The organism is Flavisericum labens (assembly GCF_045446075.1).
Lineage (GTDB): Bacteria > Bacteroidota > Bacteroidia > Flavobacteriales > Flavobacteriaceae > Flavisericum > Flavisericum labens.
Genome location: NZ_JBJJBQ010000001.1, coordinates 438,437 through 453,190 on the forward strand (window position 1 = coordinate 438,437; position 14,754 = coordinate 453,190).

The window sequence follows — 14,754 nt, forward strand, 5'->3', positions numbered from 1 at the left end:
TAGTTTTTTCCAGTTAAAGATTATCAACGGTTTTCATGTCGCTCACTTTATAGGTGTCAGAGACATTTGTAACTGTTTTGGTTAATAAAGTTGGTGTTACTTTGGCCTCGTCATATTCAACTTTGGCCAACTTTTTGTCAAAATCTACCTTAGCAGATTTTACACCTTCCATTTCAGAAATTTTCTTTTGTATAGTAGCGGCACAACCAACGGCACACATCATTCCGTCAATAGTGAATTCGGCTTGAGCGTAAGTTGCGTTGGGGTCTAATTCTTTAATCTCGCTGTTTTCGACTTCAACAGTTTTTATCTCAGGTTTCACTTCATTCTTACAGCTAAAAGTGAAGGTTGCAATTATTGCAAACGCTAAAAAATATTTTATAGTTTTCATTAAAATGTTTTTAAGTTTCTGTTTTACAAAATTACTAAATATATGTTTAAGAGTTATATAAGAAGGATTTTTATATCAGAAATGGAATTTAATTGTATGTTTATTTTGGTTGACTAAAAAAGTTCAAAACGAAAAAAGGATGTTGAAATTATTTTTTTTAAAGATTTTTTCCGAAATTTAAGTGAATTAATAATTCTAACTCTTATGAAAAACATTTCTCTTCCCCTTCGTTTCGGATTAGTGACCGGTGCGGTTTTAATCGCTTATTTTCTGGTATTATCCTTAGCTGGTAAGCATACAAATCCGGCTTTTAGCTTCTTTAACGCCTTAATAACTGGTTTTGGTATTTATGAAGCTGTTAGGTTAAAGAAATTAGAGAACTTCAGTGGTTTTTCTTATGGCGAAGGATTCAAAACGGGCGTTGTTACAGGAGCTGTAGCGACCATTATATTTACCATTTTCTTTCTGTTTTATGCTACTGAAGTCAATGTTGGTTTTTTGCCAGAATTGTTAAAGACGATTAATGGTGCTTTTAATGCAGATATTGGCATGGTAACCTTCGTAGTGGCTATAATGGGCTTTGCTACAACTGTAGTGGCAACACTCACTGTTATGCAACTTTTAAAAAAAACAGGAAATATTTCTCAATAACTTATAAAACGTTTGTAGTTTAATTAATTAGCAGTATATTTGCACTCATTTTTGAACAAAATTAATTAATAAAAACGTTACGCTATGTACGCAATTGTAGAGATAGCAGGGCAACAATTTAAAGTTAAAAAAGACCAAAAAGTTTTTGTTAACCGTTTACAAACTGAAGAAGGAAAGAACGTATCTTTTGATAACGTACTCCTTTTAGGAGATGGTGACAATGTAACTGTAGGCGCCCCGGCTATAGACGGAGCTCAAGTAGGAGCAAAAGTCTTAAAGCACCTTAAAGGTGATAAAGTAATCGTTTTCAAGAAGAAAAGACGTAAAGGTTATCGTGTGAAAAATGGACACAGACAATCTTTAACTGAAATCGTTATTGAAAATATTGTAGCTTCAGGAGCAAAACCAGCTGCTACAGCTAAAAAAGAAACCAAAAAAGTAGAACCAAAAGCTGAAACTAAAAAGGCTGCACCTAAAAAATCAGATGCCAAAGCAGATGATTTAAAGAAAATTGAAGGTGCTGGTCCAAAAGCGGCCGAAGCTTTAGTTAATGCTGGACTTGATACGTTTGCAAAAGTTGCCAAGGCAACACCAGAAGAATTAAGTAATATTCTTTCTGAAGCAAGTTCAAGACTATCTCACATCGTTACCGATACTTGGCCAAAACAAGCAGGTTTGGCTGCAGAAGGTAAATGGGATGACTTAAAAGAATTACAAGACAGATTAGACGGCGGAATAGAAAAATAATTCCGTTATTATTAACAATATAAAAACTTAAGACAATGGCTCATAAAAAAGGAGTAGGTAGTTCTAAGAATGGTAGAGAATCAGAATCGAAACGCTTAGGCGTTAAGATTTTTGGTGGTCAAGCTGCCATTGCTGGAAACATTATCGTAAGACAAAGAGGAAACACACATCACCCAGGTGAGAACGTGTATTCTTCGAAAGACCATACTTTACATGCCCAGGTTGATGGTGTTGTGAAGTTTACTAAGAAAAAAGATAACAAATCTTATGTTTCTATTGAGCCTTTTGAGGCTTAGGAAATTTTTTCTTAAAAGATAAATTTTATTGAACCCTTTCTGGAAACAGAGAGGGTTTTTTTATTGCCTTTTTGGTTAATATGGGCTTTTCAAAATATCCTTCACGATCTTCAAATGATGTTTTGTATGCATGCCCAAAAAATGAAGAGTTTGTTTTTTCGTTAGTATTCCAAAAACATGATGGATAAAATAAGATTTTTTAGGAAGTGGCTTTGTTTTTTCAATATTCTTTTTTGCCAAGTTTAATTTGTCGTATAAATCTTTTGTTGAAAAATATTTAGGAGGTAAAACTATTTTTGGGGCTTTGGCTTTTCCTCTGGGAATGTATCCCAAGGGAAATAAAATAGCTCGTTTTAAATTGAAATTTCGCTTATAATTTTCAGGTTTGGTTTTTAGTAATATACCACAAACACCATTAATTACCTGTAAACTGTGATGCAAATGCCAGCCAATACTACTATTGGAAACTTTAGTATTTTTTTGTTCATGATATGATATGAATTTTTCTATTTGTGATAATCGCTGATTTAAGATGTCCATTTGCTCATTGTTAATGCAAAAGTTTGTTTAAAAGATATAAATTAAATGCTTAACTTTAAGCAATTGCATTTGAAATTGATATTATTGTTTACTTTAAAAATAATGTAGCTATGCTTCCCTTTAGATCTGAAATTAGAAATTCCCCTAAAACACCTACTATTAAAATTTTTTTGAGCGATGAGTCTTTAGACGAAAGAATTAAAAAGCACTTGGAGCATTTTAAGGAAATTGAATCTATTGAAATTCGGGAAAGTGTTGAGCAAAATCGTGCCAATGAAAACATTACTGTGTTTTTAAACGAAGATGTAGATATTGATAAAATGAAACAGGCGATAGACTCAAGCCTGTGGTGGTATTTTGAAGAAGATTTGGTTGATGAATAGTGGAATAAACTAATAGTTGTACCCCGTAGAAACATAAACCAAAACATCATTAATGCATTGGTTTAAGTTCTGCTTAATTTCTTTAGTCCAAAATCTGAAAACCGTAAAACCCATATCAGCCAGTTGCTGATTTACTTCTTTGTCGCGCTGCATATTGCGCTCTATTTTTGGTATCCAAAACAGGCGGTTACTTTTAATGGTCTTTTTGCGTTCGTTCCAATTATAGCCATGCCAAAACTCACCATCAATAAATATGGCCAATTTATATTTTTTAATTGACACATCGGGTTTGCCAGGCAAAGTTTTGGTGTCCACACGGTACCGAACACCGTGAGCCCAAAGTGCACGACGGAATATAAGTTCTGGTTTAGTGTTTTTTCCACGTATTTTACTCATTATTTTAGAGCGCTTTTTGGTCGTGTAAAAACCAGAGGCTTCATTAAATCTTGGGACTTTTATTTTATGCTCTTTATAAGCCATAGCACATTGAAGATAAAGAATTTAAATCAATTAAAAAACCCTCACATTTCTGCAAGGGTTCTAAATATTTAAAATCTAAGTTTATCTAGTAGCGGTAGTATTCTGGCTTATAAGGACCGTCAATCTTTACACCAATATATTCAGCCTGGTCTTGCTTTAATTCCGTTAACTCCACACCAATTTTTTCCAAGTGCAATTTGGCTACTTTTTCGTCCAATTGTTTAGGTAGCATATATACTTTGTTTTCGTATTTATCGCTGTTTTTCCAAAGTTCAATTTGAGCCAAAGTTTGGTTGGTAAACGAGTTGCTCATTACAAAACTTGGGTGACCCGTAGCGCATCCTAAATTTACCAAACGGCCTTGGGCTAAAATAATAACATCTTTCCCGTTAACGGTATATTTATCAACTTGTGGTTTGATAACATTCTTGGTGTTTCCATAGTTTTTGTTCAACCACGCCATATCAATTTCATTATCAAAATGCCCAATGTTACACACTATGGTTTTGTCTTTCATAGCTTCAAAATGTTCACCACGAACAATATCTTTATTTCCAGTAGTTGTAATTACAATATCTGCTTTGCCAATTACGTTTTCCAATTTTTTTACTTCAAAACCATCCATAGCAGCTTGTAATGCACAAATTGGGTCAATTTCGGTAACGGTTACAATACTCCCCGCACCCTTAAATGAAGCGGCAGTTCCTTTACCCACATCACCATAACCACAAACCACTACACGTTTTCCTGCTAACATCACATCTGTAGCACGACGGATAGCATCAACAGCACTTTCGCGACAACCATATTTATTATCGAATTTAGATTTGGTAACCGAATCATTTACATTAATAGCCGGCATGGGCAATGTGCCTTTTTGCATACGCTCGTACAAACGGTGAACACCAGTTGTGGTTTCTTCACTCAATCCTTTTATGCCAGAAACCAATTCAGGGTATTTGTCTAGAACCATGTTGGTCAAATCACCGCCGTCATCAAGAATCATGTTTAGCGGTTTTCTGTCTTCACCAAAAAATAAGGTTTGCTCGATGCACCAATCAAATTCTTCTTCGGTCATATCTTTCCAAGCGTAAACGGCAGTTCCTGCGTCAGCAATGGCAGCAGCGGCTTGGTCTTGAGTTGAAAAAATATTACAAGAGCTCCAAGTCACTTCAGCTCCTAAAGCTTGTAAAGTTTCAATTAAAACCGCTGTTTGTATAGTCATATGCAAACATCCTGCAATACGTGCACCCTTTAATGGTTGCTCATTCTTATACTCCTCGCGCAAGCTCATTAAGCCAGGCATTTCTGCTTCTGCCAATTCTATTTCTTTTCTTCCCCAATCTGCAAGCGAAATGTCTTTTACTTTATTGGCTACATAAGGAATTGTTTTCGTACTCATAGTCTTTTTTCTTTTGTTTTTAAACTCCCACTTCATTGCTAATAGCTTTTAAAATACTTAAATTCGCTAATAAAAAAGTTTGAGCTGTATTAGGCGGTGCAAAGATAATCAATAACTTTCAGAATACTAAATGCCACTTTATAAAACCATTAGGCCAAACTTACAAACTAGTGTTAAAATCTGGAAGATAACCGAATCTTTTGATGATTTGATGAAGTCGGTAAATTTAAAAACTGAGAGTTTAAATCGTGTTTTGGGTATGAAGAGCGAAATGCATCAACGTGGTTTTTTAAGTGTACGCCGGTTGTTACAGGAGTTTGGATATGCTGATTCGGATTTGTTTTATGATGAAAACGGAAAACCACATTTAAAGGATGGTAAGCAAATATCGATAACCCATTCATTTAATTTTTCAGCTATTATAGTCAGTGAATCAATAATTGGAATTGATATTGAAAAGCAAAGGGATAAAATCCAGATAATTGCCAGTAAGTTTGTTGATTATGAAAATGATTATCTTGATGAAAAGAATGGTGATTATATAGAAAAACTCACTGTTATTTGGTGTGTGAAAGAATCGTTGTATAAGTTGTTTGCTACGCCAGGATTAAGTTTTAAGGAACACTGTTTGGTTATCCCAGTTTCAGATGATGAAAATGAAACGGTTGCTTGGATCGATTATGAAAACAAAAAGAGCCGATATAATGTTGAGTTTTTAGAATTTGAAGGGTTTACTTGTGCCTACGCGATTGCATAAATGAAAGCGGTTTACAACAATATATTGAGAGCTGTTTCAAAAGGGAAAAAACTGTTAGCCGTTTTGATAGATCCTGATAAGTTTAAACTTTCAAATATCAAGGGCTTTATTGAAAAAGTAAACCAATCTACAGCAACACACATTTTTGTTGGAGGAAGTACGGTTGATGATAATGCCACCGACCATTTAGTTGCTGAAATAAGAGTACATACAAAATTACCGGTAATTTTATTCCCTGGAGATGTATCGCAAATTACCGAGAAAGCAGACGGACTGTTGTTTTTGAGCTTAATCTCGGGTAGAAACCCTGATTATTTAATAGAAAAGCAAGTTAAAGCGGTTTCTAAACTACGCCATATAGAACTTGAAGTGATTCCAACGGGGTATATTTTAATTGAAAATGGTAAAGAAACGGCTGTACAACGTGTCACTGATACCTTACCCGTTCCGAGGAATCACGTTCAAAAAATTGTTGATACCGCAAAAGCGGGAGAATTACTTGGAATGAGACTCATTTATCTAGAAGCGGGCAGCGGTGCATTGCACCCAATAACTTCTGAGATAATTAATCTAGTTAAAAAGGAACTGCAAATTCCGTTAATCGTTGGTGGTGGAATTAGAAGTAAAAAGTATTTGGATGCTGCTTATAAAGCTGGAGCTGATTTGGTGGTTATTGGTAATGCTTTTGAGAACGACGAATCTTTTTTTGAGGAATTAACCTGAAATTTTAAGGTTTTCCCGCTACATATGAGTTCCAAACTTCACGTTCCTTTTTCTCGAACAATTCGTTTATTACACTTAAATCAACTTCTTTTTTAGGTTTAAAACTATCAGAGTTCATATAGCCCAAAATACTTTTATACAGTTGCTTTGAAACCAAATTAACTTCATTTTTATCCAAATCAATGCTGCAGACCATAAGGTTGCCGCCATCAACTTTTGCTTCAAAAAGCATAGCTAACCTTCGGTTTAAAAACCAGGTATCGATGGGCTGTACAATTGGCTTGAAGTCAGGCGGGAAAAATTCTAGATTCATTATTTGCTGTCTGTTGGCTATTTCCCACCATTGTAAATCGCTGTAATAATCTGTTGGAAAATCATTAAAAACAGGATGCTCATTTTTAATTAAAATTCCAGTGGTATGCGGTGGACGCATTTTAAACCATGAAGTATTCCAAAACACCGTTGTTTGGTACTGTATTATGTCTTTGCCGTTTTCAACTTTTCCGGCGGCTAAAAGTAAAACCTTGCCACCTTTATTTAAGATTAGTTTGGCTTTTTCATCTAAAGTTTTGCAAATGTGAATGTTTGAAGTTTTAGTTTTTTCTAGTGAATTTGGATAAACCCAAATATTCCACTGGTTTTTGTAATCTCCAACCTGAACTTTTAAGATGAATTTCGAGGCTTTTTTTACAAAACCAAGCGGCAAATCAATGGTCCCTAATTCGTTTCCTTTTCCTATTGGTATAGCATTACTTTTTAAATATCCAGATTGAACAGTTGTATTGCTGTCATCAAGTAATTTCCATTTCGGTCTTGGGCTTTCTAAAATACCACCGCTAAAATTAGCAACCTCCACTTTTGCCGTTAAATTTTCGGTGTTCGAAAAGGTGTATTTGGGCAACCTTACCAGAGGTACAACGGCATTACAGAAACTACTGAATTCATCTGCTGAAACATAGCCCTTTTCATCCCAAAAGGCATCTAAAACACCAACTAGTGCCGTCCCTTGGCCAGAAAAATCGTTTAGACTAAGCAACTGAAAACCAGCTAAATTTGGTGTTCTCAATGTCGCTTCAATTTCTTGCTTATAACAAGAGGCTTGCAATTTGCCCGAAGCCATTAAAAAATCGTGCGCTTGATTGCCCATGTGATGGTCTGCTAAATCTTCCTGAAACAATTCGAAGTTTTTAGCTTTTAACGGACCAGTGTATTTTTTTATTTCATTAAAATTAGGGTAAGCACACCATTGTCCCATTTCAAAAGTAACGTAAGGGCGGTTTTGGCTTTCGGTTTTGTCTCTATAATCGAAAATACTTTGAGGTTGTTCATTTTTCCAGTTTAGACCACGAGGAGCGGCGCGCACAAGAAAATCGCTATTTTCTATAATAGCCCAACTCTTTCCTGTTGAAGCTCCTGTAAATACACGTTGTGGGTCGTATTTTTTAAAATGTTCAACCCAATTTTCAAGATATGGTACGTAGTTTCCCGAAGGCTCGTTTCCGTAAGCCATCATACAAAAAGAAGGGTGGTTACCATAGGTGTCAATTATGCGTTTTGTTTCCTCCATTAAATATTTGTCTATTGGTTTTCCTCTGCCTAAGCTAGTGGAATATTTTGCCCAACTTGGACCTTCTATCTGCAGGTAAAAACCAGCTTTATCGGCAGCTATAAAAGCGGCTTCTGGTGGGCAATAGGAATGGAAACGTAGGTGGTTTAAACCAAACGACTTGCAGATGTGGTATATCCGTTCCCAAGAGGCCTCATCGGTTGGTGGATAACCTGTTAAAGGGAAAACACTACATTCGGTTGTACCACGTAATGAAATAAACGTATCGTTTATTTTAAATTGTGTGCCTGTGATTGTAAACTCGCGCATACCGAACACTTCTTTTTTAGTGTCGATTGTATTGTTTCCTTTCCTTAAGTCGACTTCTAATTGATAAATTTTAGGGTTGAACTCACTCCACATTTTAAAATTGTCACCCATCGGAACGCTTGCTAATAATTCATTTGAAGCGTTATCAAATTCAAAATTGAGAACATCAAAGCTTTGCTGGTGGTTGAGACCTTTTATTTTGATGTCTGCTGATAGGTTTTCGGCCGGTTTATCTAAAACAATTCTAGCTTCAACAGATTTATCTGAAATATTTGGTGTTAATTTTACTAATTCAATGCAATTCCAGTTCTTAACAGAAAGTTTTATGCCACCAACAATACCATTCCAGTTGCCCTGTGTGTGGTCTGAAATACTGTGCGAATTAATACCAACATCTAAATTGCGAATGGCATTATCTATCCGAATGGTTAATGTATGTTTACCAGTAGTTATTGCTTTGTTTGTGGCAAATTTATGCGGCACCGACAAGCTGTTATCCGCACCCATATAAATGCTGTCAAGCCATACTTGCGTTTGCCAATGCGGCCGCTCTAATGTTAGCGAAATGGTTTTGTTGCTCCAGTTTTCAGGAATTTCAACTTCTTTTTGGTACCAAGCCGCACCTAAATAATGTTTATTGGGAGTTAACCAAAACGGAAATTTTAAACTGTCCTTCTTTCGGTATTTTTTCATGGCAGGATTTAAAAACCATGTGCTATCGTAAATACTGCCTGTCCATTCTGTGGTTAAGGTTGGGTTTTCACCAATACCCTTATCACGCAATGCTGTGGGGAGCTCAATATAATCCTTAAATTTTAGATTGAACCATTTTTCTTTAATGCCAATATTGTATTTGTCAAGTTTGTAAGTCCAATTACCAGCTAAATTTATATGCTCAGGTTGTTGGGAACATTGAAAAAAAGTAGTCGCAAGAATTAATAAACTCCAAAATTTCATATGTTTCGACATGGTTTAGTGCTTTTTTGTCAAATAAATCTTAGGAGCTTTCGGTTTTTTCATTCCAACACCCAAATAAAACCCTGTATGAGCAGGTTGGTTGTATGCCACGTTTTGCCACGCTATACTCAATCGATAAACAGGGTCGTGCATTAAGGTAAAAATCCTTTGGTCGGTTGGGTAGGGGGTTGAGAAAATGACCAATTCGGTGCTGTTTTCATTCCTCCAAATCACTTCCTCGCGCCAATCGCCCAGAATATCAGCAATTAAACAGGGATTCGATTTGGTCCAATTGTTACTTCTTAAGCGCATACCGTCGTAGTTATATGCTTTTAGTAGCATGCTTGTACTTTGGGTATTGGCATCCCATTTTGTAATAACTGTTTTGTCAACTATTTCGCGAAGTAAATCGCCATCCCACCATGCAAACATATTAAAACTACCGCCTCGTCTTCCTGCCGTTGGGTATGTATTTGATATGACTTTGCCTTTAACGTTATGTATTCCTGAACCATTAACTGCCCAACTTTCAGCACCTAGGTGATTGGGGTCAATATCAGCCGTTACCCCACGCCCAATATCACCTTTGCCATTAACACTCCATATAATGTTGCCCTTTTTAGTTTCTCTAAAATCAATTGCGGGAATGGTTGTTCCGTTAGCCACTTCATGAGGCATAAAGAATTCCAAACCTTTACGGGAAGGGTCAAAATCGCCTAAATGGCTGGCATCTCCATGTCCAAGCCCCGTTGAATAAAGCCCAGTTCCGTTGTCATCAATGGCGCATGATCCAAATTGTATTTCGTCTTTGCCATCTCCGTCTAAATCGCCCACTGCAATATTATGGTTGCCTTGACCGTAATAGGCTTCATTTCCCTTTTTGTCACTGTCAAAAACCCAACGATTGGTTAGCTTTCCATCTCTATAATCATAGGCAGCTAAAACGGTGCGCGTATAGTAGCCCCTAGAAAAAACTAAACTTGGACGTTTCCCATCCAAATAAGCAACGCAAGCCAAAAACCTGTCAACACGATTTCCATATTTATCCCCCCAATCGGAAACGTTTCCTCTTTCAGGAATATAATTTGTTGTCGCTAAAAATTGTCCTGTTTCTCCTGAAAAGACACTTAAAAATTCTGGTCCATTTAAAACATACCCTCTTTTATTTCTATAATCGGCACTATCATCGCCTAAAAAGGTTCCTACACCATCAGTTGTTCCATCGGCAGTTTTGCATGCTAATTCTGCCTTACCATCACCATCAAGGTCGTAAACCATAAACTGGGTGTAGTGGGCACCAGAACGGATGTTTCTCCCTAAATTGATATTCCAAAGTACGGTACCATCAAGTTCTAGACCTTGCAAAATAGTATTGCCTGTATACCCGTGATGAGCGTTGTCGTGTGCGTTTGACGGTTGCCACTTCAAGACCAATTCGTATTGTCCATCGCCATCTAAATCACCAACAGACGCATCATTAGCTCTATAAGTATAATTTCTTCCGTCTGGACTTGTACCTCCAAGTGGAGGCGAAATCGGGATTTTGTTGTAGATATTATTCCAGACTTTTACAGGTTTACTTGCTTTTTGTTCTTTTCCTTTAATAATTGCCGAAACACTATATGCGGAATTTTTATCTGTTTCGTCAACAAAATTGCTGGCGCCTGAAATAGGTTTGTTGTTTAATTTAATCTTTCCTCTATAAATATTGTAAGAAACATTTTCAAACTCTGGACCAAGTATGCGCCAACTTATCAAAACTTCATTTGGAGTTGTTCGAATTGCCAAAACGCCTCGATCTAAATTTTCCATTTGTCTTTGAGCCAAAGCAAATAATGAAAAACTGCAAGCAATAAACAATAATAGTTTTTTTGTAAACAATGAAATTGGATTTTTTCGTTACTTCTTAATTGTTAAAAATGGTGTACATTATTAAGACAGTATAATAGCTTCAAGGTTTAAATTGAATTAAAAACATTAACTAATAAACAAAAAATGTTTTTGTTAAAATGCTTCGTTCTATTTAGTATTCTTATAAGAAAGAATCCGGTTTATTGCTAACTAATTTTTTATTTTAAGAATATTTTGGCCGTTAGCGTTTTGTTGTCTTTCTTCACCTTTATAAAGTACATTCCTGTGGAATAACCTTTTAAATCTACACTTTTAATGTTATTAGCGGATTTTTGAATTAACAATTCCCCTAGATTGTTATAGACCTCAATAGTTTCTATGTTATTTCCACCAAAATAAACCATTCCTGTAGTTGGGTTTGGATACAATTTTATTTGAGAGGTACTGTTAGAAAGCTTGTCGTCTGTAGATAATGCGCCTTCTCCTGCTAGGTAAATGTTTGGAGCAGAAGGTGTTTGCATATCTGTGCCTAAAAAGAAACCTGTGTGTGCGGGTTGGTTGTAAGCTACATTTTGCCATGCTATACTGGTTCTGTAAACAGGGTCGTGCATTAATGTAAAAATACGTTCTGAGGGTAAATCTGTAGATGAAACGATTACTAGGTTTGTATTATCGGATGTTCTCCAAATAATTTCTTCTCTCCAATCACCAATAATATCAGCGATTAAACATGGATTGGATTTAGAGCCATTATTACTCGCCAATTCAAGGTTGTCATAACTGTATGCTGTTAGTACCCTATCTGTACCGCTGCCGTTCCATTTGGTTATAACAGTTCTGTCAACCAGTTCTCTTGATAGATCGCCGTCATACCAAGCTGCCATATTAAAAGATGAACCATTTCCTGCAGTTGTTGGGTAAGTTGTGGAAATTACATTACCGTTAATGTCATGTATACCTGTGCCATCTGATGCCCAAGCTTCCGCACCTGGGTGATTGGGGTCAATATCTGCTATCATACACCGACCGATATCTGCAGTGCCACTATTTTGGTTTATTTGCCAATAAATTGTACCGAGTTGGTTACCACGAAAATCAGCTTTTGGGATCGAATTAGTCCTTAAATTACCAAAGCTTCCTAGTGGCGTGTCCGCACCGTATCCAGCGGATTCGTGACATGTGAAATATTCCAAACCGGGGCTGCTAGGGTCGAAGTCACCAAGATGACTCGCATCTCCATGCTTATACCCGGTGGAGCTAAATGGTGATCCATCGTCGTCAACTGTTAAAGATCCATATATAATTTCGTCTTTTCCGTCTTGGTCAACGTCACCAACAGTTACACTATGGTTTCCTTGGTGTTCGTATTGACTACCTTCAACATTAGAATCGAAGACCCATCTTTTTGTAAGTGTGCCATTTCGGTAATCATAAGCTGCTAAAACTGTTCGGGTATAGTAGCCTCTGGCAAAAATAACACTTGGGCGATCTTCGTCGAGATAGGCCACGCATGCCAAAAATCGGTCTACTCTATTGCCGTAATCGTCACCCCAACTAGAAACGTTTCCCCTTGGTGGGTCATAGGGCTCATCTTTTATTATGAAAGCACCTGTTTCTCCTGAAAAAATACTTAAATATTCGGGGCCAGCTAAAACACGACCTGTATTATTGCGGTAATCTACACTAGCATTGCCTAAAATGTCTCCGGTTCCATCTGTTGTGCCATCGGCCGTTTTACATGCTATTTCCGCTTTTCCATCTCCATCCAAATCGTAAACCATGAACTGGGTGTAATGGGCTCCAGATCTTATGTTTTTTCCTAAATCTATGGTCCATAATACGGTGCCATCCATTTCAAGGCCTTGTAGGATTGTGTTTCCGGTGTAACCACTTTGTGCATTATCTTTTGCATTAGTCGGGTACCATTTTAAAACAATTTCGTATTGTCCATCACCGTCTAAATCACCTACCGAGGCATCATTGGCTTCATAGGTATATGTTACATTGTCTGGGGTTGTTCCGCCTGTAGGAGCAGTAATTGGTATGGTTTTGTAAATGTCATCCCAAGGATCTACGGCTTCAGAACGTTCTTGTTCCTCGCCATCAATAATTGCGGCAACACTATACGAGCCAGGAAAAAAAGCTTTATCGTCAATATAATTACTTGCTCCCGTAATTGGGGTTGAATTTAATTTGGTGCCCCCTCGGTAAACGTTATATGAGGCGCTTTCAAATTCAGTACCGAAAATTCGCCAATTTACTGAGACATGGGATCCGTCGATTCTTATGGCTAAAACACCTCGGTCTAATTTTTCCATTTGCCTTTGGGCAAAAGAAGCAAAAGAGTTAAGTAATAAGCAAAAAACAAGAGTTTTTGTCACTAAGATTTGAGAGAAGTATTTTTTTTGCATTTTCAAAGTTTTTTATAAAGGATAAAAATAACCTTAAAGTTAAAAAATACCATCCTGTTCTTCCATGGTTAATATTTAGAATGCTAGATTTGCGGATAGTAGTTTGAATTAAATAAAAGAACAGAATCTATGACCTCTATTTTCGATTGGATGTTTTCGCAATATCAAGACGTGCCAACACACCTCATTATTTTGGAGTTTATAGGTGTTTTTTTTGGGTTTTTAAGCGTATGGTTTTCTAAAGAAGAAAATATTCTAGTCTATCCTACTGGAATTATCAGTACTGCTATTTTTGTATATATATTATGGATTTACGCTCTGTTAGGTGATATGTTGATTAATGCTTACTACTTTATTATGAGTATTTATGGTTGGCATGTTTGGACACGTAAAATTGATGAAACCCATTTAACCCCAATTACCAAAACTACATTAAATGAGAAAAAATTAATGGTGGGTGTATTTTTGGCAACACTATTTTTTGTTTATTTAGTTTATGATTGGTTTGATAAATGGACGAGCTGGGTGGCTTATATTGATACAATAACAACGGGACTATTTTTTGTTGGCATGTGGTTAATGGCCAAAAAGAAAGTTGAAAATTGGATATTTTGGATTATTGGCGACGTCATTTCTGTGCCATTATATTTCTACAAGGGTTTGATGTTTACATCATTTCAATATTTGTTGTTTACTATTATTGCTATTTATGGTTATAAAGCATGGAGAAAGACCTTAAACAAGAATTTGCAAACTGTATAAAAGTAGTTTTGTTCGGTCCCGAATCTACTGGAAAAACGACGCTTTCAAAGCAGTTGGCCAAATACTACAATACGGTTTGGGTGCCAGAATATGCTAGAGAGTATCTTCAAAATAAATGGGCTAATAAAGGTAAAACTTGCGAAATTCAAGATTTGGTTCCCATAGCGGAAGGGCAAATGAAACTTGAAAACGAGTTGGCAAAGAAAGCCAATAGCGTTTTATTTTGCGACACCGATTTATTAGAAACAAAAGTGTACTCTGAGGTATTTTACTCCGGTGTCTGTCCAGAGGTTATAAAGAAGTATGCATCGATGAATTCTTACAATTTGTATTTTTTAACTTATATTGACACCCCATGGTAAGCTGATGATATTCGCGATAGGCCTATGCAGCGCAATGAAATGTTTGAAGCTTTTAAGCGTGAATTATTAAAAACCAAAAGCCCATACATACTACTCAAAGGAAGTAAAAAAGAGTGCTTCGATACGGCGGTAAAACACATAAATAAATTATAAAAAGAATAAAAA

The 14,754-nt window shown here is 36.4% G+C and carries 14 protein-coding genes and 1 pseudogene; 8 read left to right on the forward strand and 7 right to left on the reverse strand.

Features of this window, described 5'->3' with window-relative positions; translation table 11 throughout:
- Positions 1–13: 13 nt before the first annotated feature.
- Positions 14–391, reverse strand: coding sequence for a heavy-metal-associated domain-containing protein (locus ACIEHO_RS01920; RefSeq protein ID WP_406968085.1), 378 nt, complete (start codon positions 389–391; stop codon positions 14–16).
- A 204-nt stretch (positions 392–595) separates the two neighbouring features.
- On the opposite strand from ACIEHO_RS01920, the gene ACIEHO_RS01925 reads away from it, so the two are divergent.
- The 3 genes from ACIEHO_RS01925 to rpmA all read left to right on the forward strand — a co-directional run bounded on the left by ACIEHO_RS01925 (position 596) and on the right by rpmA (position 2,085).
- On the forward strand, positions 596–1,042 hold the full coding sequence (locus ACIEHO_RS01925; protein ID WP_406968086.1) for a DUF4199 domain-containing protein: 447 nt from the start codon (positions 596–598) through the stop codon (positions 1,040–1,042).
- Positions 1,043–1,126: 84 nt separating this feature from the next.
- Positions 1,127–1,789 carry a 50S ribosomal protein L21 gene (gene rplU / locus ACIEHO_RS01930; protein WP_406968088.1) on the forward strand — a complete coding sequence of 221 codons (663 nt, stop codon included), beginning with the start codon at positions 1,127–1,129 and terminating at the stop codon, positions 1,787–1,789.
- Positions 1,790–1,824: 35 nt separating this feature from the next.
- The gene (gene rpmA, locus ACIEHO_RS01935) at positions 1,825–2,085 is read left to right on the forward strand and encodes a 50S ribosomal protein L27 (RefSeq protein WP_166960674.1); all 261 of its coding nucleotides are present in this window, start codon (positions 1,825–1,827) and stop codon (positions 2,083–2,085) included.
- Positions 2,086–2,160: 75 nt separating this feature from the next.
- Here the strand turns inward: rpmA and ACIEHO_RS01940 are convergent, their stop codons facing one another.
- Positions 2,161–2,625 carry a DUF1569 domain-containing protein gene (locus tag ACIEHO_RS01940; protein ID WP_406968090.1) on the reverse strand — a complete coding sequence of 155 codons (465 nt, stop codon included), beginning with the start codon at positions 2,623–2,625 and terminating at the stop codon, positions 2,161–2,163.
- A gap of 110 nt (positions 2,626–2,735) precedes the next feature.
- Here ACIEHO_RS01940 and ACIEHO_RS01945 point away from each other — a divergent pair, with 110 nt between their 5' ends.
- The gene (locus tag ACIEHO_RS01945; protein ID WP_406968092.1) at positions 2,736–3,008 is read left to right on the forward strand and encodes a hypothetical protein; all 273 of its coding nucleotides are present in this window, start codon (positions 2,736–2,738) and stop codon (positions 3,006–3,008) included.
- A 9-nt stretch (positions 3,009–3,017) separates the two neighbouring features.
- Here ACIEHO_RS01945 and ACIEHO_RS01950 read toward each other — a convergent pair whose 3' ends face one another.
- Positions 3,018–3,488, reverse strand: coding sequence for a very short patch repair endonuclease (locus ACIEHO_RS01950; protein ID WP_406968094.1), 471 nt, complete (start codon positions 3,486–3,488; stop codon positions 3,018–3,020).
- Positions 3,489–3,573: 85 nt separating this feature from the next.
- A complete protein-coding gene (gene ahcY, locus ACIEHO_RS01955; RefSeq protein WP_406968096.1) occupies positions 3,574–4,890 on the reverse strand; it encodes an adenosylhomocysteinase in 1,317 nt (438 codons plus the stop codon).
- Between the two features lie 130 nt (positions 4,891–5,020).
- Here ahcY and ACIEHO_RS01960 point away from each other — a divergent pair, with 130 nt between their 5' ends.
- A complete protein-coding gene (locus ACIEHO_RS01960) occupies positions 5,021–5,647 on the forward strand; it encodes a 4'-phosphopantetheinyl transferase family protein (protein ID WP_406968098.1) in 627 nt (208 codons plus the stop codon).
- A complete protein-coding gene (locus tag ACIEHO_RS01965; RefSeq protein ID WP_406968100.1) occupies positions 5,648–6,370 on the forward strand; it encodes a phosphoglycerol geranylgeranyltransferase in 723 nt (240 codons plus the stop codon).
- Between the two features lie 4 nt (positions 6,371–6,374).
- Here ACIEHO_RS01965 and ACIEHO_RS01970 read toward each other — a convergent pair whose 3' ends face one another.
- From ACIEHO_RS01970 to ACIEHO_RS01980, 3 genes are all read right to left on the reverse strand, one after another.
- Positions 6,375–9,203: a sugar-binding domain-containing protein gene (locus ACIEHO_RS01970; protein ID WP_406968102.1), complete on the reverse strand. Its 2,829-nt coding sequence runs from the start codon at positions 9,201–9,203 to the stop codon at positions 6,375–6,377.
- Between the two features lie 15 nt (positions 9,204–9,218).
- Positions 9,219–11,015 carry a rhamnogalacturonan lyase gene (locus ACIEHO_RS01975; RefSeq protein ID WP_406968104.1) on the reverse strand — a complete coding sequence of 599 codons (1,797 nt, stop codon included), beginning with the start codon at positions 11,013–11,015 and terminating at the stop codon, positions 9,219–9,221.
- 257 nt (positions 11,016–11,272) lie between these two features.
- Positions 11,273–13,372 carry a rhamnogalacturonan lyase family protein gene (locus ACIEHO_RS01980; protein WP_406968106.1) on the reverse strand — a complete coding sequence of 700 codons (2,100 nt, stop codon included), beginning with the start codon at positions 13,370–13,372 and terminating at the stop codon, positions 11,273–11,275.
- A gap of 222 nt (positions 13,373–13,594) precedes the next feature.
- Between ACIEHO_RS01980 and pnuC the strand changes: the two genes are divergently transcribed.
- Together pnuC and ACIEHO_RS01990 are read left to right on the forward strand one after the other, a co-directional pair.
- Entirely contained in the window at positions 13,595–14,227 is a 633-nt protein-coding gene (gene pnuC, locus ACIEHO_RS01985) for a nicotinamide riboside transporter PnuC (protein WP_406968108.1), read from the forward strand.
- Positions 14,188–14,742, forward strand: a pseudogene (locus ACIEHO_RS01990) (AAA family ATPase). The gene pnuC and the pseudogene ACIEHO_RS01990 overlap by 40 nt, the downstream one beginning before the upstream one ends.
- The last annotated feature ends 12 nt before the right edge of the window (positions 14,743–14,754 follow it).

What these genes read in the sequence shown, in the direction of transcription:
- ACIEHO_RS01980 (WP_406968106.1), bottom strand. Translation starts at nt 13,372, where the DNA reads ATGGAAAAATTAGACCGAGGTGTTTTAGCCATAAGAATCGACGGATCC.
- rplU (WP_406968088.1), top strand. Translation starts at nt 1,127, where the DNA reads ATGTACGCAATTGTAGAGATAGCAGGGCAACAATTTAAAGTTAAAAAA.
- ACIEHO_RS01960 (WP_406968098.1), top strand. Translation starts at nt 5,021, where the DNA reads ATGCCACTTTATAAAACCATTAGGCCAAACTTACAAACTAGTGTTAAA.
- ACIEHO_RS01975 (WP_406968104.1), bottom strand. Translation starts at nt 11,015, where the DNA reads ATGGAAAATTTAGATCGAGGCGTTTTGGCAATTCGAACAACTCCAAAT.
- ACIEHO_RS01970 (WP_406968102.1), bottom strand. Translation starts at nt 9,203, where the DNA reads ATGAAATTTTGGAGTTTATTAATTCTTGCGACTACTTTTTTTCAATGT.
- pnuC (WP_406968108.1), top strand. Translation starts at nt 13,595, where the DNA reads ATGACCTCTATTTTCGATTGGATGTTTTCGCAATATCAAGACGTGCCA.
- rpmA (WP_166960674.1), top strand. Translation starts at nt 1,825, where the DNA reads ATGGCTCATAAAAAAGGAGTAGGTAGTTCTAAGAATGGTAGAGAATCA.
- ACIEHO_RS01940 (WP_406968090.1), bottom strand. Translation starts at nt 2,625, where the DNA reads ATGGACATCTTAAATCAGCGATTATCACAAATAGAAAAATTCATATCA.
- ACIEHO_RS01920 (WP_406968085.1), bottom strand. Translation starts at nt 391, where the DNA reads ATGAAAACTATAAAATATTTTTTAGCGTTTGCAATAATTGCAACCTTC.
- ACIEHO_RS01925 (WP_406968086.1), top strand. Translation starts at nt 596, where the DNA reads ATGAAAAACATTTCTCTTCCCCTTCGTTTCGGATTAGTGACCGGTGCG.
- ACIEHO_RS01965 (WP_406968100.1), top strand. Translation starts at nt 5,648, where the DNA reads ATGAAAGCGGTTTACAACAATATATTGAGAGCTGTTTCAAAAGGGAAA.
- ACIEHO_RS01950 (WP_406968094.1), bottom strand. Translation starts at nt 3,488, where the DNA reads ATGGCTTATAAAGAGCATAAAATAAAAGTCCCAAGATTTAATGAAGCC.
- ACIEHO_RS01945 (WP_406968092.1), top strand. Translation starts at nt 2,736, where the DNA reads ATGCTTCCCTTTAGATCTGAAATTAGAAATTCCCCTAAAACACCTACT.
- ahcY (WP_406968096.1), bottom strand. Translation starts at nt 4,890, where the DNA reads ATGAGTACGAAAACAATTCCTTATGTAGCCAATAAAGTAAAAGACATT.